Origin of the sequence: Pedobacter polysacchareus (assembly GCF_019802255.1) — a bacterium.
GTDB classification, from domain to species: Bacteria; Bacteroidota; Bacteroidia; order Sphingobacteriales; family Sphingobacteriaceae; genus Pedobacter; species Pedobacter polysacchareus.
In genome coordinates, this window is sequence record NZ_JAHYSS010000001.1 from 536882 (window position 1) to 560291 (window position 23410).

22 protein-coding genes are annotated in these 23410 nt (G+C 39.1%); 20 read left to right on the plus strand and 2 right to left on the minus strand.

Annotated elements, in window-relative coordinates; all coding sequences use genetic code 11:
- Window positions 1-38: 38 nt before the first annotated feature.
- Genes K7X70_RS02255 through K7X70_RS02265 form a run of 3 tightly spaced genes read left to right on the plus strand, consistent with a single transcriptional unit; the run spans window position 39 to window position 4250 of the window.
- Window positions 39-740 (plus strand): hypothetical protein, encoded by a 702-nt coding sequence (locus tag K7X70_RS02255; RefSeq protein ID WP_222535528.1) that lies wholly within the window; start codon window positions 39-41, stop codon window positions 738-740.
- A 56-nt stretch (window positions 741-796) separates the two neighbouring features.
- Entirely contained in the window at window positions 797-3106 is a 2310-nt protein-coding gene (locus K7X70_RS02260) for a TonB-dependent receptor (RefSeq protein ID WP_222535529.1), read from the plus strand.
- Window positions 3096-4250 carry a PepSY-associated TM helix domain-containing protein gene (locus K7X70_RS02265; RefSeq protein WP_222535530.1) on the plus strand — a complete coding sequence of 385 codons (1155 nt, stop codon included), beginning with the start codon at window positions 3096-3098 and terminating at the stop codon, window positions 4248-4250. The genes K7X70_RS02260 and K7X70_RS02265 overlap by 11 nt, the downstream gene beginning before the upstream one ends.
- A 17-nt stretch (window positions 4251-4267) precedes the next feature.
- On the opposite strand, the gene K7X70_RS02270 is transcribed toward K7X70_RS02265, so the two are convergent.
- On the minus strand, window positions 4268-5176 hold the full coding sequence (locus tag K7X70_RS02270; protein WP_222535531.1) for an RpnC/YadD family protein: 909 nt from the start codon (window positions 5174-5176) through the stop codon (window positions 4268-4270).
- Window positions 5177-5582: 406 nt separating this feature from the next.
- Between K7X70_RS02270 and K7X70_RS02275 the strand changes: the two genes are divergently transcribed.
- The 9 genes from K7X70_RS02275 (at window position 5583) to K7X70_RS02315 (ending at window position 11491) form a co-directional block, all read left to right on the plus strand.
- Window positions 5583-7016, plus strand: a complete 1434-nt coding sequence (locus tag K7X70_RS02275) for an aminotransferase-like domain-containing protein (RefSeq protein WP_222535532.1) — start codon at window positions 5583-5585, stop codon at window positions 7014-7016.
- Window positions 7017-7224: 208 nt separating this feature from the next.
- Window positions 7225-7854: a DUF6266 family protein gene (locus K7X70_RS02280; RefSeq protein ID WP_222535533.1), complete on the plus strand. Its 630-nt coding sequence runs from the start codon at window positions 7225-7227 to the stop codon at window positions 7852-7854.
- Window positions 7854-8132 (plus strand): helix-turn-helix domain-containing protein, encoded by a 279-nt coding sequence (locus K7X70_RS02285; RefSeq protein ID WP_222535534.1) that lies wholly within the window; start codon window positions 7854-7856, stop codon window positions 8130-8132. Before K7X70_RS02280 ends, K7X70_RS02285 begins: the two co-directional genes overlap by 1 nt.
- A 173-nt stretch (window positions 8133-8305) precedes the next feature.
- Window positions 8306-8956, plus strand: a complete 651-nt coding sequence (locus K7X70_RS02290) for a DUF6266 family protein (protein WP_222535535.1) — start codon at window positions 8306-8308, stop codon at window positions 8954-8956.
- Window positions 8957-9024: 68 nt separating this feature from the next.
- On the plus strand, window positions 9025-9387 hold the full coding sequence (locus tag K7X70_RS02295) for a hypothetical protein (RefSeq protein ID WP_222535536.1): 363 nt from the start codon (window positions 9025-9027) through the stop codon (window positions 9385-9387).
- Between the two features lie 56 nt (window positions 9388-9443).
- On the plus strand, window positions 9444-9884 hold the full coding sequence (locus tag K7X70_RS02300; protein WP_222535537.1) for a C40 family peptidase: 441 nt from the start codon (window positions 9444-9446) through the stop codon (window positions 9882-9884).
- 38 nt (window positions 9885-9922) lie between these two features.
- Window positions 9923-10282: a hypothetical protein gene (locus K7X70_RS02305; protein WP_222535538.1), complete on the plus strand. Its 360-nt coding sequence runs from the start codon at window positions 9923-9925 to the stop codon at window positions 10280-10282.
- Complete coding sequence (locus tag K7X70_RS02310; protein ID WP_222535539.1) at window positions 10270-10902, plus strand: DUF6266 family protein; 633 nt, start codon at window positions 10270-10272, stop codon at window positions 10900-10902. The genes K7X70_RS02305 and K7X70_RS02310 overlap by 13 nt, the downstream gene beginning before the upstream one ends.
- A gap of 25 nt (window positions 10903-10927) precedes the next feature.
- Window positions 10928-11491 carry a hypothetical protein gene (locus K7X70_RS02315; protein WP_222535540.1) on the plus strand — a complete coding sequence of 188 codons (564 nt, stop codon included), beginning with the start codon at window positions 10928-10930 and terminating at the stop codon, window positions 11489-11491.
- A gap of 106 nt (window positions 11492-11597) precedes the next feature.
- Here K7X70_RS02315 and K7X70_RS02320 read toward each other — a convergent pair whose 3' ends face one another.
- Window positions 11598-13490, minus strand: a complete 1893-nt coding sequence (locus tag K7X70_RS02320; protein ID WP_222535541.1) for a RagB/SusD family nutrient uptake outer membrane protein — start codon at window positions 13488-13490, stop codon at window positions 11598-11600.
- Window positions 13491-13672: 182 nt separating this feature from the next.
- On the opposite strand from K7X70_RS02320, the gene gmd reads away from it, so the two are divergent.
- The 8 genes from gmd (at window position 13673) to neuC (ending at window position 23405) form a co-directional block, all read left to right on the plus strand.
- A complete protein-coding gene (gmd, locus tag K7X70_RS02325; protein ID WP_222535542.1) occupies window positions 13673-14809 on the plus strand; it encodes a GDP-mannose 4,6-dehydratase in 1137 nt (378 codons plus the stop codon).
- Between the two features lie 94 nt (window positions 14810-14903).
- Window positions 14904-17405, plus strand: coding sequence for an SLBB domain-containing protein (locus tag K7X70_RS02330; RefSeq protein ID WP_222535543.1), 2502 nt, complete (start codon window positions 14904-14906; stop codon window positions 17403-17405).
- Window positions 17406-17438: 33 nt separating this feature from the next.
- Window positions 17439-18515, plus strand: a complete 1077-nt coding sequence (locus tag K7X70_RS02335; protein ID WP_222535544.1) for a Wzz/FepE/Etk N-terminal domain-containing protein — start codon at window positions 17439-17441, stop codon at window positions 18513-18515.
- Window positions 18516-18517: 2 nt separating this feature from the next.
- The gene (locus tag K7X70_RS02340; protein ID WP_222535545.1) at window positions 18518-19516 is read left to right on the plus strand and encodes an NAD-dependent 4,6-dehydratase LegB; all 999 of its coding nucleotides are present in this window, start codon (window positions 18518-18520) and stop codon (window positions 19514-19516) included.
- 1 nt (window position 19517) lies between these two features.
- Window positions 19518-20669, plus strand: a complete 1152-nt coding sequence (locus K7X70_RS02345) for a LegC family aminotransferase (RefSeq protein ID WP_222535546.1) — start codon at window positions 19518-19520, stop codon at window positions 20667-20669.
- Window positions 20669-21289, plus strand: a complete 621-nt coding sequence (locus K7X70_RS02350) for an acetyltransferase (RefSeq protein WP_222535547.1) — start codon at window positions 20669-20671, stop codon at window positions 21287-21289. Before K7X70_RS02345 ends, K7X70_RS02350 begins: the two co-directional genes overlap by 1 nt.
- A complete protein-coding gene (gene neuB / locus K7X70_RS02355; RefSeq protein WP_222535548.1) occupies window positions 21286-22302 on the plus strand; it encodes an N-acetylneuraminate synthase in 1017 nt (338 codons plus the stop codon). The genes K7X70_RS02350 and neuB overlap by 4 nt, the downstream gene beginning before the upstream one ends.
- Entirely contained in the window at window positions 22299-23405 is a 1107-nt protein-coding gene (gene neuC, locus K7X70_RS02360; RefSeq protein WP_222535549.1) for a UDP-N-acetylglucosamine 2-epimerase, read from the plus strand. The genes neuB and neuC overlap by 4 nt, the downstream gene beginning before the upstream one ends.
- The last annotated feature ends 5 nt before the right edge of the window (window positions 23406-23410 follow it).

Sequence of the window (23410 nt, forward strand, 5' to 3'; positions counted from 1 at the left end):
ATTTTTATGGCTCAATTAAAATCCGTGGGGGAAAATTAATGAAAAAACACTTACTTATTTTAGTATTGTTGTTATCTGGAGGAACAGCGTTTTCTCAGATGAATGCAGACTACAACTACTCAATAACCTTGAGAGGTTACGGGGCAATGCAAATGCCGAAGCTCTTTAATGAGACTGATCCGGTTCAATTTATCAACTCTTATTTCTCGGGGATCATGGTTAAATTTAATGATAACCAGATCAATTACCGATTGGGTGGAAGTTACCTAAAACAGGGAAAAACCTTTTATAACAACTGTAACACTTGTGAGGTTGTAACCGGTGATGTGACGGATTATACCTTTAAAGTAGGTTTTGAAAAGAACATGAACTTCTCCAGAGTGCAACCTTATATTGGTGCAGATTTGGGATACAGAGCCAATCGATTTGTTGGAACTTCAGCGAATGCGAATCCTTTAAAAGCACAGGCCATTGCCGATGCAACCCTTTATCCTAATAAAATGGAAACCTCGAAAAATGGATTCCTGTTATCTCCGCTAGTAGGGATTAAGTTTCATCCGGCTCCGCAACTGACCCTATTTGTAGAAAGCAGTCTGGACTTCTTCTATTCTTATGAAAGACAGGAAGCCGTAACAGAAGATGCGAACAATGTCCGCTCTTTTACCAGAACTAATAAATCAGAGTTTTTACTGAATCCAGTTTCCGTTGGCCTAAGCTTTCATTTAGGAAGTAATAAATAAAATTAATTTTATACTTTTGCGCTTTATTTAGATTAATTTCAAATAGGGTGCCGGGGATGATAAAAAAAGTTTTACTATTGAGCCTGTTGGTTTTTCCAATCGGTGTTTTTGCACAAAGCGTGATTAAAGGACAAGTGACGGACCAGAAAGGGACGCCTGTGTCAAACCTAATTATAACCCTGCAAGGGAAAAATAAAACCAGTCAGACAAACCTGACTGGTTTTTATGCGTTTAAGGATTTAGACAGTGGAAAGTATCAATTAACTGCATCCGGTGTCGGCTATCAGCCAGTCTCTAAATCTGTAGTACTCAGTGGTAAGGACGAGCAGACGGTTAATTTTTCCATCTTAAGTGATGCCGGCGACCTGAACGAGGTGATCGTAACCGCCTCCAGAAATGCAGAAACTTTAAAAGATGTACCCTCTTCGGTAAAAATCTTAAACTCAAAGCAGATCGAGATGCAAAGAGGAATCTCTACCGATCTGAACCAGATTTTAACGTACAACATTCCCGCATTAACCTTAGGAACCAATACCGTGGTCAACAAAGGACAAACCCTTAGAGGTAGAAATGCCTTAGTCATGATCGATGGGATTCCGCAATCCACGCCGCTAAGAAATGGAGAGCGTGATTTCAGAAGTATAGATCCTTTTGTGATCGATAAGATAGAGGTAATTGAAGGTTCTACCGCCATTTATGGCAATGGTGCCGACGGTGGGATCATTAATTACATCACCAAAAAGGCCGATACCAGTAAAAAATTCAGCTCCCTTTCGGAACTTTCTTCTATGGGCTCCCTAGTGAGTCCGAGACATTCTATAGGCACGCGTTTCTCGCAATTGTTTACCGGGAAAGTGAACCAGCTAGACTATGTGCTGAGCGGTACTTATGAGCATACCGGAGTCAATAAAGACGCGGATGGAAAAGTGGTTTCTCCTTTTCAGTCGCTAAGTGAAACCAATAGCAAGAATATTTATGCCAAATTGGGCTATAACTTCAACCCGAAGAACCGCATTGAGGTGATGTATAATTACTACCATACGCTGCAAAATAGCAGTTATGTGGATTCTGCCGGAATTTACGGGCTACGCCCGATTACCGGTAAACCAGGTACACCAATCGGCGATAAACAAGGTACGCCTTACAACCACAATGCCTATATTCAGTACACCAATTCCGAAATTTTTAAGGGTACTTCCCTGAATGTGAACCTGTACCTGCAGGATTTCTACTCTATTTTTGAGTACTCCGACTTTTATAAGCCAGCAGGAAATTCGGCAATCGCCTCCAAGAAAAAAGGGGCGCGATTTAATTTTAATACCCAATACCATATTATAGATCAGGTAAAAGGAGACCTGACCTATGGTTTAGATGTGCTGAACGACATCACCAAGCAAAACCTGACCGATGGGAGGGAGTTTGTGCCGGAAATGAACATGAAAAATTATGCGCCTTATGCGCAGCTTCGTACTTTCTTGTTCGAATACCTTGTGCTTAAAGCCGGAGCACGTTATGAAAATATTCAACTCGGCGTACCGGATTATACCACCATTCCATTTGGAAATTATGCGGGTGGGGTAGCGGTTAAAGGAGCCGATTTAAGTTATCATACTTTAGTGTATAACGCTGGATTGAGGTATAGTAAATGGAATTTGTTTAATCCTTTTGTGAGCTTCTCTCAAAGTTTTTCTCTGTACGACCTGGGCAGAACACTTCGCCTGAGTGCAGTGGATGATGTGAGCAAAATTGAAACAAAAGCGATCATCACCAATAATTATGAAGTCGGTTTTAGCAGCAGCTGGAAGCAGTTAAATGTAACTGGTGCTTATTATGTGAGCACTTCCGCTTTAGGCTCCAGCTTAAAAGATGTGAATGGGGTGGCAGTTCCTGAAAGAGCGCCAGAACGGGTAACGGGCTTTGAAGCCACTGCAAACTATGCGTTCTTGCCGAACCTTTCTATGTCTGTGGGCTACGCTCATTTACAGGGTACGAAAGAGGTGAATGGCAAAAAACTGCCTTTGCCAACCACCAGAATTGGTCCGGATAAATTCACCAGCAGTGTCAGCTATTCGCCATTGAAAGCATGGGATTTGAGTGTGTTCTGGATCTACTCCGGTTCAAGAAAAGAGTTTTTGCCAGATGCCAAAGGAAATTATGCACTTGGCGAAGGGCCAGTAAATTCATTCAATTTCTTCAACTTATATACCGCTTATCATTTTACACCTAAAGCGACGCTGAAATTGGGAATTGATAATGTGTTGAACGCAGATTATTACCCGGTATTGTCGCAAGGAAAGGTGCGTACAGAATCTTATATCAAAGCGAACGGCGCACGCTATAACCTGACAATGGCTTATGCTTTTTAAACGTTTCGCCGCTTTTATACACCTTTGGGGCGGTTTGCTAATCGGTTCCCTGATTGTGGTGATTTCGATCACCGGCTGTATCACGGTGTTTAGTGAGGAGTTGTTTGATGTTTTTCACAAAGACCTGGTATCCGCCAAATCAGAAGGTAAGCCAGCTTTAAGTCTTTCTGTACTTGCAGAAAAAGCAGCCTCGGCGTTACCGGAAGGGAATAAGATCAGTAAAATCGAAATTCCAGGAGGAGAGAAAAGTTATGTGTTCATCGCCCAGGAAACTGAAAAAAGGGCAAAAGGCCTGACGTATTTTGACCAGGTCAAATTCTTTAAAAAAGTATTCGTAAATCCTTATACCGGTGCTGTGCTCGGACAGCTGGACATGAAGTATGAGTTCTTTAATGTAGTATTACAGTTGCACAGGTATCTGCTGTTGAAGAAAGATATCGGCAGCCTGATTACTGGAATTACTGTGCTGATATTTTTGCTGATGCTGATCAGCGGCCTGGTCATCTGGCTCCCTAAAAAGTTTAAAAATGCAAGTAAGAAGCTGAAAATTAACTTTAAGAGCAAGTTCAAAAAGCTGAACCATCAGCTGCATACAGTTTTAGGGATGTATGTACTGCCTGTGGCATTGGTCATTGTTTTTACCGGACTCAGCTGGTCATTTAAATGGTGGGAGTCTGGGATGCTGAAAGCGATGGGTGGCAACAAACGGGTACTCCTGGCCAATGTACAGCCTACACCAGCTGCGGTACCATTACATGGCGCAGCATTAGATCAGGCTTTTTCTGCTTTGCAGCAGCGCGCAAATGGGAATTATGAAATGATTGGTTTCACTATTCCTGCGGAAACAAAAAAATCTGCCTCCGGATATATTACGATGAACGATAGCGGAGATGCCTGGCTGGGCATGAGCTATTTCTCTATCGACCACAATTCCGGAGCAATCTTTGACGAGATCATCCATAAAGATAAAGGTACGGCCATGAAATGGCGGAACTCTAATGAAGCAATTCATACCGGGAAAATATATGGCTGGCCAACGCAAGCGCTTGCGTTTTTTGCCAGCCTGATCTGTGCGACTTTGCCGGTTAGCGGGTTTTTAATCTGGCTTCGGAAAAGGAAAAAACAAAAGGTTCGGTTAGCTTAAAGGGGTGTCTTATTCTTTCAGAGTTTGATGTTAAGGATTTCCTCGCGACTTAAGTCGGTTATTTTAGCTATTAAGGGAATTGTTAAACCTTCTTTCTTCATTTTACGAGCTATTGATAATTTGCTCCTTGTCCTTTCCTTCTCCAATTTACGGGCTATTGATAATTTGCTCCTTGTCCTTTCCTCCTCCAATTTACGAGCTATTGATAATTTGCTCCTTGTCCTTTCTAAGGTTACCCCTTCGTCTCTTCCAATAATGTAATAAGGGTCTCTCTCTTTTACATACCAACTTGATACTTCTTCCATAACTTCTTTTAATGTTTGTTCTAAATCCCTTAATTGGGCAAAGATTTTTAATTGGTTCATATACTTACCAAGCACAAGCTCTTCAGCTACGATTTCCGTAATTTCCAGGATCAGCTCCCTTAGTATCTCCTTTGGATCTACAGCCGATAAATCTGCCAGCACAGCCAGCAATTTCATCTCGATCACCTCATGGTATAAAAAGAGCCTGTAATCTATCGTACTGATCGCTCTAACTTCATATTTAAACTTAAAATTTGTACGCTCAATTTCTGTAGGCATATTTAACTTTTCCTGCCCGAGATAGATCATATACTGATTTACCGGAAGCCTATACTTCCTTTGCAGCATAATACTATACTCTGCCATACGGTAGGCCATGTTCTGGTCATTACTGCGCTGATATTCAATGTGTAAAATAAATACCTGACCATCTTCATCCCGCACCTTTTTCAGCAGATCCGGCTTTCGTTCCTTCGTATGCTGTAAATCATCAGGCAGTTCTTCGGTAATGAAAATCTTCATGCTCAATACCTGTTCAACAATTCCCTCCAGGTTGGCCTCCATATTTTCTTTAAATATCTTATCATACTCACTCCCTTGCCTTGGGTTTTTGAACTCCATATATTTTACAGCTTACCTATCGAATATCACTCAATAAATTAACTAAAACAATACTTGTTCGATTAAATATTTCTTTTAATGAATTTTACATTGAATTTATAGCATTTACGTAATTCCTTCAATTTGATCTTTTTTCTAGGATTGAATCATTTTTACCAAGTCTAACTACTGTAATTTAATCCAGAATAACCAATGCTCTTCCCGGAATTATTTTACCACTAATTAATAAATGATCCGCGTTCCATGCCCAATAGCAGCTTCTTTAGTATTTAACAAACAGTTGAATAGATTTTCAGACAGATGTGACGTATTTCTATAGACAGATATTTTTATTAGGAATTTGATAATTATAAGCGATTATTTGTATTGGCAATAATTTATTCATTAAGTTACTTAAATCATCATTATGATAAAGAATAATTTTCCGGACAGCTGGTCCTTGAGTTTGAAGTTGGGTCTTCATCCAATTGAGGAAAGCAGTTATGAGCAGCTGATCGACCTGATTGCTCAGGAACACGACAGGGAAAACTATCCGGATGATTTCATGATGCCCTCTGTGAGGAATTTATCTGTGTTTTTGGGCGTGAAGCGGAATTTTGTAGTGCAAGCCTATCGCCATTTGGTGGAAAAGAAGGAGATCCTTTATACCCAGCATCGGGTGGGCACGTTTATGTTTGAACCTTCGATCAGCTTTCATATTGCCGAGGTGGCTCGCCGTGCTCAGTTTTCCTTCAACACGAGGTCCGCTATTTCTGCAAAATCCGGGCAGCCTCAACTGATGAACATCCTTAGTCTGGGTAATACTTATCCTGTACAGCTGGTAGATGTGCTGGATTTAAGAGACAAAAATAGAGCTGGAAATGCGCTGGCAGCAGCACATACTGAGCATTGGAAGGCTAAAGATGTTTTAGGGGTGCTCAGGGCGAAAAAGCTGATCAACAATAAACAGCAGTTCTGCATGATTCCAGATGGGAAAGCCGTGTATAAAGTGTTGAAAACGATGACTTGTCCGAGGGATGTGCTGATCATCAGCTCCAGAAATGATACCGCCTTATTGGAAGCGGCTGCACAGCTTCGGCTAAACGTTGATTTCAGCGGAGCGGATAAACAGGGGATGTCGGCGGGAAAGCTGGAAGAAATCTGTATGCAGAAAAAGGTAAAGGTGGTATTTGTACGCTTGGAGCCAGATTTCCCCGTCCCACACCGCATGGAGGAAAAACGATGGACTCAACTGGTTCGTCTGTCAGAACGTTTTGGATTTTGCCTTATGGTATTGGATGATGACTATGAATTTTGCGGCAAAAAAAACGCCGGACCAGGGCTTTCGTTGAGTACAGGAAACGTGATCTACATCGCCCCATACAGCAAGGTATATTCTATTTTTCATAAAACCAGCATGGTGGCCGGCCCGGAAAATTTCATTGCAGCGCTGAAGAAACAGGTAAAAAAGATCGTCGTCCGCTGGAACCACTCGCCTGAAAAAGCATTAATGGCTGGTGTATCCGCCTCTGAATTGAGAAACCAGTTGAAAAGAAGCAATCAGTCCTGTAAGAAGGCCGCCTTTAATCTAAAGATGATGTTCAATAATTATCTGGTAGACCATGCTTATTTGATCTTACCAGCTACCGGGACTTTTGGTTTCCTGAAGTTTAAAAGTCCGCTTACTGGCTTGCCGATGGCTACATTTCTCCGTCATTCTTTATACCAGGAGCAAGAAAATTTCTCTTTTGATCCCAAAAAGCCGGTTGATGGTTTCAGAATCAGCCTCTTTATCACAGACTGGGCCTCCCTTGAAAATACCATGAAAATGATTTCAGAAATATTGAATCGAAAAAACTAGTATTTGGTCGGATACTGTTCGGACAGAGAAGGGCATTGGTATAGGGTCTGGAAGGGGCTCGTATAGGGTTGCCGTAGGGTTGATATAGTCTCTGCTATCCGAACCCTATGGCAACCCTAGGGTAACCCTATAGGAAAGCAGGTCTTTTCCCGAGCAGTTCCAGTAGCTTATCTTAAAAATTTCATTTACAAACAATTAATATTCAATTATGGCAACTTTTAAAGACGGCTTCAACTTCGGTAGGTTTAGAAGATCTACCACTTATTGGTTAAACGGAGTATTGGTCACAAGATCAATTGGGAAATCCGATAAGCCCTTCACTGAATCGCAGAAAGCAGTTCATCAAAGGACAAAATTAGTTTCAGCATTGCTGTTTCCTCTTAAGGAATTTATTGCGGTGGGTTATGAATGGGAAGCTCGGCGAAGAAAATTACAACCCCAAAATCCTGCCTTTTCCTATAACTGGCGACATGCGCTTACCGGAGAATATCCGAAGTTGAAAATAAATTTTGCGAAGGTGCTCCTTAGCTATGGCGATATGCCTCCACCGGTAAACCTGCAGGTCAGCTCATCAGACGCAGGATTTATCTTTAGCTGGGGCCCGCAGGAAGGAGTAGCCGGTACGCATTGGTCTGATCAGGTGATGCTAGTGGCCTATTTTCCGAAATTGAAAAAAGCCATTTTTATGACTGCTGGTGCTACTCGCTATCAAGGGAAAGATCTTCTGACGGTATTTGATATTGAACATGGTCATTTTGCAGAAACCTATATCGCCTTTGTTGCTAATGATAGAAAAAGTATCTCCAATAGTGTTTACGCTGGTAAAGTCCGCTGGTAATGAAAGAGGAGCTATTGATTTTAAAAATTCTGCGCCAGCTTTTGAAAGTGCAGACCGATCAATTGATTGCTTTATTGAAAATGATGCCTGTTGATCTTCCAGTAAAAGAAGAAGAAGACATATGGCTGCATACCAATGAGGTGATGCAGATCTTCCAGAAAACCCGGAAAACAATATACAACTGGCGGAAATCAGGACACCTGAGGTTTAGGGTCAATGGGGGAACCTGTTATTATTTGAAGAAGGATGTCTATTCGATACTTGGAAAGGGCCCTTGAGCAGGAATGTAATCCTGGGTAATCTGATCGTAAAGTTAGGTAAAGGTGGGTATGATCTGGCTGTTAATTAGTTGATTAGGTTTTGTGAGGTTACATTCGTTCAACAAATCCAAAGTACCGGTATACAGTTGATTTGAACTAACAGAATAATTAACCTTTTAAATTTTAAAATTATGGGAACGTATAAACCTGGTGTTTTTGGACCATTCAATGGAAGAGTTGGAGATGTGGTGGCTGCGAGATGGAAAGACATTAATGTCGTAAGAAATCGTCCGGCAAAATCGAGCAAACCAGCAACATTAGGACAGCTGGATCATCGTTCAAGATTTGGTCTGGTCACTGCTTTCGCAGGGAAAGTAGCCGACCAGATCGCCGTCGGATTTAGACAGATGACTGGAAATTACACGCCAACTAATATCATGACAAAGGCGATGATGAAAAATGCCATCACTGGAATCTATCCTGATTATAAGTTGGATTACGCCAATATCAGCATGAGTAAAGATGGGAGTCTTGACCTGGGTAAAAATTTGAGTGTTCAGTTACTTGCCGGACAAACCGTACAGGTGAGCTGGGTACTGGATACCATGCCAGGCAAAGTTCCGGGACTAACTGATAAAGTGTATATCATGCTTTACAATTCGGACAAACATAAGGTCATCAGATCCGCGGATGGCTTAGTGAGGGGGGATACTCCGATTACCATGTATGTGCCAAGTTCATTTGTTGGCGATGAGGTGCATTGCTGGGTGTTTTTTGCTTCGGTAGAAAACAAGGATGTCTCTCCTACGGCCTACCTGGGTGTAGGGACGGTTCTGGCCTAATATCAAATTCCCCGGCAGTGTTTATGAGGCCCTGCCGGGTTTGTTTCATCAATAAATCCAAAAACATAATGAATGCAAATAGAATAAAGCTGTCGGTATTCCGATGGGAAGAGCCTCTGCGGATTTTTGTGCTGCTATTGCTCTTATGGACTTTCGGTCCGATTGCGATCCGCTGGATGGATGATACTGCTGGAAGTGTGGATCAAAGCATTTGGTTACTGATTTTACTCAGTCTGATTAGTTTTCTCCTGGTCACTGCCTTGAGCTGGTGGATCTTAAAGCTGGCCTGGGCGAATATAGGGCTGCCTCCAATTTTAATCATGGTTTCACGATTTAACAACTTAGAAATATGGCATCAAGCACTCTTTTTTCTAGTCTCCTTTGGCTTGCTTTTATTGGCAGCTACTGGTTGCCTGATCGCGCTGTGTTAAAACCCCTTGGAAAGCAAGGGCTTAGTACAGCGCAAAATGACCGAAAATCCCGCCTCTTGCTGGTAAAAATTGCCCAAGGGGAATTGGGCTTAAGGGAAAAAACCGGTCGAAATGACGGGAAAAGAATTGGGGAGTTTCTAACTGTTGCAGGCTTGAGGAGGCCGGAGCCCTGGTGTGCGGCCTTTGTCAGCTGGGTGTTTGCCGAGGCAGGTTTTGAAAAACCAAGATCGGGATGGTCGCCGGATTTGTTCCCGGTTTCGCGATTGGCAAGGTCCGCATTGCCGGGGAATGTAATTGGGATTTATTTTCCGGAGAAAAAGCGGATCGCTCATGTCGGGCTGATCGAAAAGGAAGATGGAGACTGGCTGATTTCCTTGGAAGGCAATACCAATATCACAGGAAGCAGGGAGGGAGATGGTGTTTATCGGAAACGGAGACATCGGAAATCAATTTATAAGATTTCTGATTGGGTCAGTCAGGGGAGGAGGACGCTATGAGGAAATTTGGGTTCTTGTTTTTATTGACTTTCATCTGCTTGATCACTAGCTGCGCGCTTTTTAAAGACACCAAGAAAAGCTCAAATGAGGTGTATGCAGCTTCAAAAGTGATTCGCTTTTATAGTGATTCCAGCGGTTATGAAAAGGAAGTCCTGATCTGGCCGAAAGGGAATTTTAGTTATTCGCCAGGAACGGGTTTTTTTGGAGCGGCAGAAAAATTGGAGCTCAAAGAAAAAGGAGGGGCTAGCATTGGAAGCTTAGAAATGAAATCTAAACAGTATTCAGCGGAAGAGAAAACGGTAGTTAGAGAATCAACGCTGGATGGGCTGCTATGGATTTTGGTTGCTGGAGCAGGTGTTTATTTATCTTTTAAAATTTATAAAAAATGGCAATTCTGAAAAAAGGAATTTATAGCGAGATATCCGGAAAGCTTGGAGATTTTGTGTATTCTTCTCGAAATGGGAAGACAGTGGTTAGCGCTAAACCTGACCCTATGGCTCCAAAAAAGCCTGCTACAATAGCTCAGCAGGCTCAGCGGGAGAAATTTAAATTGATCACTAAGTTATTGAAACCTTTTGGACCTGTTCTGGACGTAGGATTCAAGCAGTATAAAGCTAAAATTGGCACAAAAGCCAAAGCATTTAAGCTGAACTACCCTACCGTACTCAGTGGTGTTTATCCAAACTTAAATATCAATTACAAGGATTTACGGTTAAGTGCAGGAAATGCTTCCAGTTTACATCATTTGAAAATGGAAGATCAGGGTGGAGGACTGTACGCGCTCAGCTGGAAGTGCTGCGCTTATGTAAAAGGTCTGGATGATCAGCTGGTACTGGTGCTTTATGAAGAAGGGCAGAATAGGGTTGCGTTTACGCTGAATCTGGCAAATGTTGGTCGGCAGCAGGCAGAATTTGAAGTCTGCGGGAGCCCTGGCTGTAGGGTTCATGTCTATGTTTTTACACTTGGACAAAGCAAAGGAGGTAATTCTGAAAGTCAGTATCTGGGGCTGGTAGCCTAAATTTTAATTTTTAAATCGTATAAAAATGATAGCATCAAAAAATACATTGGTCGGGAATAAGTTCATTTCTTATCCGCCGAAGAAAACGATGACAGCAAGGCAGATTGCACATAGGAATAAGTTGAGGGCCGCAACCGCATCATTAATAATTATTAAGCCAGGTCAGAAGAAAAAAATGGCGATTCAAGCGGAGGCTGTTGAAATTAATCCTCCCAGGTTCTTTTCTGACCTGGATCCGAATCGGAAGATAAATTTTGGGGATGTTCAGCTGGTGGATGGATGTTCAGCCAAACTGGAAAATCTGCGATTGGAAGACAAAGGAGCGGGGCTTTATGGTTTGAGCTGGGATGGATATAATGATCCATTGGGTAGGTGTCATAGTGTAGCACTGGTTTTGTTTGAGGAAGTCAGGCAGCAGTTCTTTTATGAACTTCATTTTTCTAACGTTTGGGATCGAAAGGCGGAGTTCAGATTAGATATGTTACCGGGTTCCAAGGTACATGTACATGTTTTTGCGATCAGATTAAAGTGGGGGCGCAAAACTTCGAATTCGCCAAGTCAGTATTTGGGGGTAATTGTTTGCTTGTAAAGGAGTGTTGCTTTGAATAGCAATAAGAGATGCGCTGGCAAATTCAGTTTAAAAAGAAACGCCTATCGGAATACTGAAATCCGATAGGCGTTTTAAATTTTCGAGGTTAATAGCCTGGATTTTGTACAATCAGATAATTATATTTTAATTCATCGAAGGGAAAAGGAAGTAACGTTTTATAGGCAGGGATGCCTAAAATTGTTTCTGCTTTTCCAAGGCGCTTCAATGCCGAAAAGTATACACCTTCCATGCCCAGGTCTTCTTTATATTCTTCTAACAAGAATTTGATCAGTTCTTCTTTGGTACTTTGGGCGATAGCAGATTTGCTGTTCCTTGCCCTCACTTTGTTCAGGTAGCTGGCTGCAGCTGTCAAATTACCCAATTGCATTTCTGCTTCTGCTTGCAGCAGTACGATTTCGGTGGCGCGCATAATGGATGGATATGTTCCTTTTTTTGCAATGGCTAGAAAGGCAGGGCTAGCGAAAGCAGGTCCTAAATTGGTGCCATAACCGGCAAGCGTTTCATTATCAGCAGAATTGACGAATTTATTTCCTGGCAGCGCTAGTTTAAAAAAGCCTGCATTCTCCAATTTGGCTAAATGCTGTTTGGCGGAAGCATACTGGCCAGTCAGCATTTCATACTTGACTAGCAGGCCGTATCCTAATGCAGTCATATTTCCTAAGGTATTGTTCAGCGGGGTAGAGAGATTTTCCGATGCCAGCAGCGTGTTCAGCTCAGCAATATTTTGAGTACGAGTCTCTTCTTTAGCTTGTGGTTTTGCGAGCGGCTCTAATATAAAGTCAAATTTTGGGACCGGTACGTTGCCCCAGGTATCAGTTAGTAAGTAATAAACATGCGCGCGCAAAATGACCATACTTTTTCTCAGCTCATTGATTTTAGCACTGCTGGGATTTTTGGTTTTCTTCATTACTTCGTTTACGGAAGCAAGTGTTTGATAAGCTTGTGCCCAAAGGTTGTATACCTCAAGGTTTTGCAGGCTAACACTGTGGTTATAGAATTGAGTAAAACTAGAGCTTAGGCTTGTATGGACTTTATTGGGCGCATATAAGGCGTCATAAATATCATATTTCTCTATAAACTGAGCATATCTGTTCAGGATTGCAGTTCCAAAAGTGATAATTTCTGTGTCACTTAGTTCTGGTACAATTATAATGTCTGGAACTTCAATTGCGCCAATAATGCTTTTCAGGTCGTCTAATACATTCACTTCCTTTCCTAAGGTTTTATAGCGCGCAATCAGGTTGGCCTTGATTCTTTCTGGATCAATGCGGGAAGCATAGGATTTGAAGGTGGTTTTGATGCTTTCGTCTAAAGTACCTGTGTTTTCCAGCTGTGTGCTGATTTTGCTCAGGAATTCTGAAAGACTCGCATCAGTATGAACTGGATTATTGAGCATCACTGCTGAGATAGTCATTAGTACTGCTGCATCTTTAGTTCCATCGGTCAGGCTCAGTTCGTCTGTTTCCTTAGTCAGGTTTTGCTTGATGTCTAATCCGGCCAATAATTCAGTACTTGCTTGTTTTTTCGCTGCAGCGAAATCTAACTTGTCAGTTTTAACAAGTTTCACAATCCTGTTGCTTTCCAGGTGTGTCAAGAGGTTGACGTTTACCTTTGCAATTTCGCCGATTTTGGCGATGGAAGTCAGGATAATTCTTGAAGTCGAAAGTGTATTTCTTACTTCATCAAAATAGAAACCGTCAATTGAAAACTTCGCATAAGCTGAACTGAGTACGATGTCTTTGAATTCGAAAGCCCCCATGTCGTTGGTAGTGGTGGTTTCGTAGGTTTTTCCGGTTGGAGCAAGGTTATTGTCTAATTCTATCAAAGTTACTTTTGAACCTTGTAGAAATGGTCCTTTTTCTACAAAACCAGTCACCTGATGTTTTTTTTGAGGAGTTGGCTCTGGGATGAGTTCTGTTTTGCTTTTGCTGCATCCTAAAATGAGGAGGGAGAGGATAATCAGTAAATATTTATTCATAATTTTAAAAATATTTGGCGTTTTTTCAAATTTGTACATTTTTTTTACGAGAACAAAATTCTGATAGCTAATGTACTGTACAGTAACCTGTGAGTTTCTCGCTTTCCAATGTCACGAAAGTCTAACAATTCAAATATATTCCTATATATTTGCTACTTACACCAAGACTATACGAATACTAAATGAAAGTTGCATTAATCACAGGCGTCACAGGACAAGATGGAGCATATCTTGCCGAGTTTTTATTGAAAAAAGGATACTTTGTCCATGGATTGAAAAGACGCTCTTCTTCTTTTAATACGGAACGTATAGACCATTTGTACCAGGATCAGCATGAGAAAAACCTGCACTTTAAATTGCATTACGGCGATTTAACGGATTCTACCAATTTGATCAGAATCATTCAGGAAGTTCAGCCAGACGAAATTTATAATCTTGCGGCAATGAGCCATGTGAAAGTGAGTTTTGAAACACCTGAATACACAGCTAATGCCGATGGTATTGGTCCACTAAGATTACTGGAAGCCATCAGAATCCTGGGGCTTGTGGAGAAAACTAAGATTTACCAGGCTTCGACCTCGGAATTATATGGGTTGGTACAGGCCGTTCCACAAAGTGAAACTACGCCTTTCTATCCTCGTTCGCCTTATGCAGTCGCAAAAATGTATGGTTATTGGATCACTGTAAATTACAGAGAAGCTTATAGCATGTTTGCTTGTAACGGAATTTTGTTTAACCATGAAAGTCCGGTAAGGGGGGAGACTTTTGTCACTCGGAAGATTACACGTGCCGCTTGTAAGATTGCTTTAGGTCTGCAGAATTGTTTATACCTGGGAAATTTGTCTGCTCAGAGAGATTGGGGACATGCGAAAGATTACGTTGAGGCCATGTGGTTGATCCTTCAGCAGGAAAAACCGGAGGATTATGTGATCGCAACTGGGGTAACGACTACCGTTCGTGATTTTGTGAAAATGAGTTTTGCAGAGTTGGGAATAGAGGTCGAATTTAGCGGAAAAGATCAGTATGAACGAGGAGTGATCATCGATGTTGATCAGGATGTTATAAAAAAATTAGGATTAAATGACGAATTTTTAAAACCGGGTACGGTTGTTGTTCAGGTGGACGAAAAGTACTTCAGACCAACAGAGGTTGACTTGTTGTTGGGAGATCCAACAAAGGCAAATACGCAGTTGGGTTGGACACCAAAGTATGATTTACCTGCATTGGTTCAGGATATGGTTCATTCAGATCTTCATTTGATGAAGAAAGATGAATACTTGAAACAAGGAGGTTATAAGACTTTGAATTATTTTGAATAGAATATAAAATTTACAATACATGTTAAAAGGGGCGGCTTCCGCTCCTTAGTAAAAGTTCTGAGATGATCGGAACGGGGGCCACAAATTTTACTATATGAACGTTAGAAATATCTTTACCGCTGTTCTTTTTTTTGTTACGGTGTTAGTTGCACAAAGTGCGTTTTCGCAAACTAATTATGCTGATGTTAAGGTCGATGATCTTACTGATGCTCAAATCAGACAATTAATTCAACGCGCGGAATCGGTTGGATATGGTGATGCGCAATTGGAACAAATGGCTGCTGCCCAGGGCATGAAGCCTTCGGAAATTGAGAAATTAAAATCGAGAGTACAAAAAATAAAAGGCGTTTCAGGTAGCATGGATGCTAAGGTTTTCTCTGAAAAGGGGGGGATTGAAGAGTCAACAGGCCGTACAGTTGATACTAATATTAATAGGGGTATTCAAGAGAAAAAAAAGGCGCCTAATTCACAAACAGACATTTTTTCGGATTTAAAACCAAAAATATTTGGGGCAGAGTTATTTGCAAATAGTGAGATCACTTTTGAACCTAATTTAAGAATGGCTACGCCTAAAGGTTATGTGATTGGTCCTGATGATGAATTGTTAATTGATTTAAGTGGTGATAATGAAGCTAATTATAAATTAAAGGTTAATCCTGAGGGAATCATTCGATTGCAATTTGTTGGCCCTATAAGTGTTGGTGGACTTTCGATTGAACAAGCTACGACTAAAATTAGAGCTAAAATGTCTGGTACCTATCCTGCATTAAAAAATGGTAAAACTAATGTTTCTGTTAATCTTGGAAATATAAGAAGTATAAAAATAACTCTGTTAGGAGAAGTTGTAAAACCAGGATCCTATACGCTTTCTTCACTATCTACCGTTTTCAATGCCTTGAATGCATCTGGAGGGCCAAATGTGAATGGATCTTTTCGTAAAATCCAGGTAATTCGCGGAAATAAAGTAATTTCTACAATTGATGTCTATGATTTTTTATTAAATGGAATCCAGAAAAGTAATATCAGATTACAAGATCAGGATATAATTAATATCCCAGTTTACCAAAGCCGTGTGGAAGTAGCAGGAGAAGTAAAGCGTCCTGCCCTTTTTGAAGTATTAAGTAATGAAAGCCTTCAAGATGTGATCAGGTTTGCAGGTGGTTTCTCTAATAAAGCTTATACAGCCCAAATTAAAGTATTGCAAAACACGAATAAAGAGCGCAAACTTTCCGATGTTACTGCTGAAAAATTTGATTCCTATGGTCCATTAAATGGTGATAAATATATTGTTGAAAGTATACTCGATCGATTTGAGAATAGAGTAGAAATATCAGGCGCTGTATTTCGTCCGGGACAATTTGAGTTAGATAAAGGTTTAACATTGAAAGGATTGATTGCTAAAGCCGATGGTATTAGGGAAGATGCATTTTTGAACAGAGGGTATATTTCGAGATTAAATCCAGATAATAGCCTATCCTTAATGTCTTTTGATTTAGACAAAGTAATTAAAGGCACTGAAGCAGATATTCCATTATTCCGTGAAGATAAAGTCACTATTTCATCAATTTTTGATCTTCGAGATGAATATAAAGTGAGTATTCAAGGCGAAGTAAGATCTCCAGGCATATTTGAATACGCAGATAATATGAAATTGGAGGATGTGATCCAAATGGCTGGGGGCTTTAAAGAAGGAGCTACTCCAAATCGTATTGAGATTTCCAGGAGAATAAAAAATAGTGATGCAATGTCTGCGTCTGCGTTGACGGCTGAAGTATTTAATGTAAGTGTTGATCCAAATCTTAAGATTGTAGAAAGAGATTTTGTCTTGAAACCTTTTGATGTTGTTTCTATTCGTAGTGCAGAAGGATATCAGATCCAGAAACAAGTGAAATTGGAAGGAGAAGTCTTATATCCAGGTACCTATACAATTATGCAAAAAAACGAGAGAATTTCTGATCTACTGAAGCGAGCTGGTGGTTTAACTCAAACTGCTTATGCAGATGGAGCTTCATTAAAAAGACCCGGTGCAGAGAAAGTAAATCCTAATGATAAAAATGCGATCAATTATAGTGATGAGGACGATAAGAAACTTCTAGTTTTGAAACGTGCTCAAGAAGCAGGTGTAAAAGATACTGTTAAGGCTGATGTTGAAAAAAAATTAATTCAGTCTGATTTGGTTGGTATTGATTTGATCCAAATTTTGAAAAAACCTCAATCAAGGTATGATTTAATTGTAGAAGATGGAGATGTGATTCGTGTTCCTAGACAGCTTCAGATTGTTAAAGTTACTGGGGAGGTACTTAACCCTAATGGGATTGTCTATTTGCCAAGCAAAAATTTTAAGCAATATATAAACGGAGCTGGAGGTTTTACCCCAAATGCATTGAAAAACGGAGTATATATTAAATATGCAAATGGATCAGTTGAGGCAGTTAGGAAGTTCCTATTCTTTAATAATTATCCGAAAGTTAAGCCAGGTGCAGAAATTTTAGTGCCTAAAAAAGCGGAAAGAGAAAGAATGACTGCTCAAGGATGGATTGGTCTTGGAACTGCAATAGCTTCAATGGGTGCAATTATTGTATCCCTTCTTAGGTAAGTTAAGTGCGATTTACGGTTATTAAAAAATAAAATGAAATCAGAGAATATAAATAATACTTCTAATACTTCTGGTGAGATATCGTTGAAAGATCTTGTTCTCAAAATGAAAGAATGGTATAACTATCTTTTATCCAAATGGTTTATTATTGTTTTTGTTGCGATTATTGGAGGAGTTCTAGGTTTTACATATGGATATTTAGAAAAACCGATTTATACCGCTACAACAACTTTTGTATTAGAAGAAGATAAAGGTGGAGGTGGAATAAGTTCTTTAGCTGGCTTGGCATCAATGGCAGGAGTTGATCTTGGTGGTGGTGGAAGTATCTTCCAAGGAGACAATATAATTGAAGTCTATAAATCCCGTACAATGATCCAAAGGGCTTTGTTAAGTACGTTCATATTCGATGGAAAAAGGCAGACATTAGTTGATCGTTTTGTTAGTTTTAACGAAATGAATAAGAACTGGGAAAAGAACCCCAGGCTTAAAAATATTGATTTTTCAGATACGACGCATTTTAAAATATTACGAGATAGCTTGCTTGGTGAGATAGTAAAGAAAATTAGCAAAGAACAGTTGAGCATAGCTAAACCCGATAAAAAGCTAAGCATAATAAAAGTAGATGTTAAAACAAAAGATGAGCAATTTGCAAAGGCATTTAATAATGCTATTGTTAAAAATGTTAATGATTTTTATATCCAAACGAAAACAAAAAAATCTTTGCAAAACGTGCTTATTTTGCAGCAAAAAACCGATTCAGTTCGTAGTGTAATGAATGGGGCTATTTATACCGCTGCTGCCATTGGTGATGCTACTCCCAACTTAAATCCTACTAAACAAGTTCAACGTGTAGCTCCAATACAACGTTCTCAATTTTCAGCAGAGACTAATAAAACTATATTGGGTGAGTTGGTGAAAAATTTGGAACTATCTAAAATTTCGCTAAGAAAAGAAACACCATTAATACAAGTTATTGATGAGCCAATATTTCCACTGGAAAAACAAAAAACAGGCAAGGCTAAAGGGATGATGTTAGGAGTGATCATATCAGGACTATTGGTTGTTTTTGGTTTGATTATAAGAAAAATGATAAAAAATTTATTGAATTAAATATGGTTATATCTAATAAAAGAGTTTTAGTTACAGGTTCTGATGGTTTTATTGGAAGTCATTTAGTTGAACAGTTAGTTCGTGAAGGGTGTAAAGTTAAAGCTTTCGTATATTATAACTCCTTTAATAGTTGGGGATGGCTAGATGCCTTACCTAAGGATATATTAAATGAAGTAGAGATCTTTGCTGGGGATGTAAGAGATCCTAATGGAGTAAGAACAGCAATGAAAGACATTGACGTTGTGTTTCACTTAGCTGCATTAATAGCTATTCCATTTAGCTATCACTCTCCAGATTCTTATATAGATACGAATGTTAAAGGAACTCTGAATATTGTTCAAGCCGCAAAAGATCTAGGTATAGAACGTGTATTAGTTACGTCAACTTCAGAAGTATATGGAACGGCTCAATATATACCTATTGATGAAAAACACCCTCGTCAACCTCAATCACCATACTCTGCTTCAAAAATTGGAGCAGACTGTATTGCGGATTCTTTTTATAGAAGTTTTGATTTACCATTGACTATCGTAAGGCCATTTAATACATATGGACCTAGGCAGTCAGCAAGAGCTGTAATTCCAACAATAATTACTCAACTTCTTAATGGAATGGAGGAAATTAAGTTGGGTGATATTGTGCCAACTAGAGATTTACTATTCGTAAAAGATACAGTAATGGGATTCATAGAAATTGCTAAATCTGATGGATTAATAGGACATGATTGTAATATTGCAACGCAATCCGAGGTATCTGTTGGAGATCTGGCTAATGAAATTATATCACAAATTAATCCTAATGCAAAAATTGTTGTGGATAATGAACGGCTAAGACCTGAAAAATCAGAGGTTTTTAGGTTATACGGATCAAATGAGAAAATTCAGCAACACACGAATTGGAAACAATCATATAGTTTGCAAGCTGGATTGTCTGAAACAATTGAATGGTTCCGTAATCCAGATAATTTGAAACAGTATAAAGCAAATATTTACAATATTTAATATGAGCAACTTATTTAAGGAAGTTGCAGATTTTATTAAAACACAATTTCCTAATCAAGATTTTATTCCATTACATTCTCCACTTTTTATTGGTAATGAGAGAAAATATGTGTTAGAGACATTAGATTCGACATTTGTATCATCTGTCGGTGCTTTTGTGAATCGTTTTGAATTAATGATGAGCGACATAACGGGCACTTCTTATGCTATAGCTATAGTTAATGGCACAAATGCCCTGCACATGGGATTATTATTAGCTGATGTAGAAAGGGGAGATGAAGTATTAACTCAGAGTTTGACGTTTGTTGCAACTTGTAATGCAATTAGCTATGCAGGTGCGCATCCAGTATTTATAGATATAGATGTAGATACATTAGGCTTATCACCAGCATCACTTAGAGACTTTTTGGAAAAGAATTCTGAGCTAAGGGAAGATGGTTTTACTTATAATAAATCTACAGGTAAACGAATAAAGGCTTGTATTCCAATGCATACATTTGGATTACCTTGTCGGATTGATGAAATTGCTGCTATTTGTGATGTTTGGAATATTACTCTTATTGAGGATTCAGCTGAATCATTAGGAAGTTATTACAAGGGGCGACATACTGGGGGCTTCGGAAAAATAGGAGTTTTTAGTTTTAATGGAAATAAAACAGTCACCTGTGGAGGTGGCGGTGCACTAGTTACAAATGATGCTGAATTAGCAAAGAGAGCTAAACATTTAACCACACAAGCCAAAGTACCCCATGCGTGGGCTTTTGTACATGATGAAATTGGTTATAATTTTAGAATGCCAAATTTAAATGCGGCATTAGCTTGTGCCCAATTGGAACAATTGTCCTTGTTTGTACAGAATAAAAGAGAACTTGCTGAACTTTATAATAAGAGGTTTAGTGATTTAAATTTGGAATTTTGTTCTGAAATAGAGGGAGCGAAGTCAAACTATTGGTTAAATACCCTTCTTCTTGAAAATAAAGTTGAGCGAGACGCATTTTTGGAATATATGAATAGTAACGGAGTAATGGCCCGTCCAGTTTGGGAGCCAATGCATCGTTTACCAATGTTTGAAAAGTCAGTAAAAGGCGATTTAGCCAATACTGAATCTGTTGCTGATAGATTAGTAAATATTCCTAGTAGTGTAAGATTGTGATGAGCAGCGCCGTAATTATAGGTTTTTCGGGACATGCTTATGTCGTATTAGATACTTTAATGTCTCGGAATTTTCCAATTCTCGGGTACTGCGAATATGAATCGAAAGCATATAATCCTTATTCTTTGAAATATTTAGGATATGAAAAGGATGTGGAGGTATTGAAAATTTTAAAAGAGAATAGTGTTTTTATCTGTTTAGGGGAAAATACAGTTCGAGGAAGAATCTTTAATTATTTGTTGCAAAATCAAATTTCTTGTCCTTCGATTATTGATATCTCGGCCAAGGTTTCTCCCTTAGCCGTAATTGGTGATGCTACGGTTGTTTTGCCCGGAGCTATTGTTAATTCCTGTGCTGAAATAGGGAAAGCAGTTATTTGTAATTCATCTTCAATAATTGAACATGAATGTAAGATCTATGATTATAGCCATATTGCGCCTGGTGCAGTACTGGCAGGAAATGTTACTGTTGGATCTTTTTCATTTATAGGTGCAAATTCAGTTATTAAACAAGGTATAACTATAGGTTCTAATGTTATAGTTGGAGCAGGATCGGTGGTTACGAAAGATATTCCAGATAATGTAATTGTTTATGGAAATCCAGCAAAAATTAAAAGATGAATAAAACATTAATTATAGCAGAAGCAGGAGTTAACCATAATGGTGATATTATGGTTGCAAAGCAGCTAGTGGATGCAGCAGCAGCAGCAGGAGCTGATTATGTAAAATTCCAAACATTTAAGGCCGATAGATTAGTTAGTAATAAGGCCAAAAAAGCCGATTATCAAAATCAAAATACGGGTAATAGTGCCGAAAGCCAGTTAGAAATGCTTCAAAGATTAGAATTGTCTGAAGAGGACCATTTTACTTTGATATCGTATGCCAAGTCGAAGAATATAAAATTTTTTTCTACTGCTTTTGATTTAGTTAGTTTGGATTTTTTAAAAAAGTTAGACTTGTCCTTATTTAAAATTCCCTCAGGTGAAATTACTAATTTACCTTATTTGGAAAAGGTCGCAGAGTTAGCAGATGAGATTATCATTTCTACAGGAATGTGTACGATGGAAGAAATTGGAGATGCTGTATCCGTTCTAAAAAAGTTAACTTCAGCTAAAATTTCAGTACTTCATTGTAATACAGAATATCCCACACCTTATGGGGATGTGAATCTTTTAGCAATGAATGAAATTAAAAGAGTTTTTAATGTTGATGTGGGTTATTCAGATCATACTTTAGGAATTGAAGTTCCTATTGCGGCAGTTGCATTGGGAGCAAAAATTATAGAAAAACATTTTACATTGGACAGAAGTCTTCCTGGACCTGACCACGCTGCTTCCCTAGAGCCAATAGAACTTAAGGCAATGGTATCGGCAATTCGAAATATTGAGATGGCATTGGGTTCTGATATAAAAAAACCAAGCCCCTCTGAAACTAAAAATATAACAATTGCCAGAAAAAGTATACACTTAAAAGTAAGTAAAAAACAAGGTGATTCAATTGAATTGTCTGATTTAGAGATGCTAAGGCCAGGAGATGGAATCTCACCTATGGATATGAGATCTATACTTGGAAAACGCGTTCTAAATGACTTAAACGAAGGTCATAAAATTGATATTAAAGATTTAGCTGAATGAGAATAGGTATATTAACCAGTTCAAGGGCTGATTTTGGAATCTACTTACCCTTATTAAAGGCCTTAAAAGAAGATGGCTTTTTTAAGGTAGAGATTATTGCATTTGGGACACATTTGTCTAATTTTCATGGTTATTCTTTAAATCAGATCCAGGATGCGGGCTTTAATGTTAAATATACTATAGATTCAATGCCGCTTTCCGATAGTCCCGACGCTATCGCATCAGCTATAGGATTGACTACTATCAAATTTTCATCTTTTTGGAAGATGAATCATCATAATTTTGATGTTGTATTTTGCTTAGGAGATAGGTATGAAATGTTTGCTGCTGTTATGGCGGGAGTTCCGTTCCAAGTACAATTTGCTCATTTACATGGAGGGGAAAAAACATTAGGAGCTATTGATAATGTTTTTAGACACTGTATATCTCATGCATCTACAATACATTTTGCTTCTACTCAGACTTATGCTGATCGTTTAAAAGCTATGTTGGATGAACCTAAGCAGGTTTATAATGTTGGGGCAATAGGTCTGGAAAATATAGGGCAGGTAAAATTATTGACTTGTGAGGAATTTAGGGATAAATGGGGTGTAGACTTAAAAAAAACTACAATTTTAACGACTTTCCATCCAGAAACGGTAAATGCAGATAAAAATGAATATTATGCAGATGAGTTAGTTAAAGTTATTAAAGCCAATGAGAAGTTTCAGTATTTAGTAACAATGCCAAATGCTGACACGGCTGGAAGTATAATTAGAAAGGTTTTTATTCAAGAACTCGATTCTTTACCTAATGTTTTCTTAATTGAAAATTTGGGGACACAAAGTTATTTTACGGCAATGAAGTTTTGCGCATTTTTATTGGGGAATACTTCTAGTGGTATAATTGAGGCCGCTAGTTTCGGTAAGTATGTAATTAACCTTGGCGCAAGGCAAGAAGGGCGGGCTATTGGACCGAATATTTTACAAGCATCCTTAACTCAGGAGTCAATTCAGTCAGCTCTGTCCAGCCTAGAAGGTATTAACGAGTTCTCTGGAGGTAATATTTACTTCAAGACAGGCTCTGTAAATCAAGTTATCAAAATTTTAAAAGAATTAGTATAGATAAT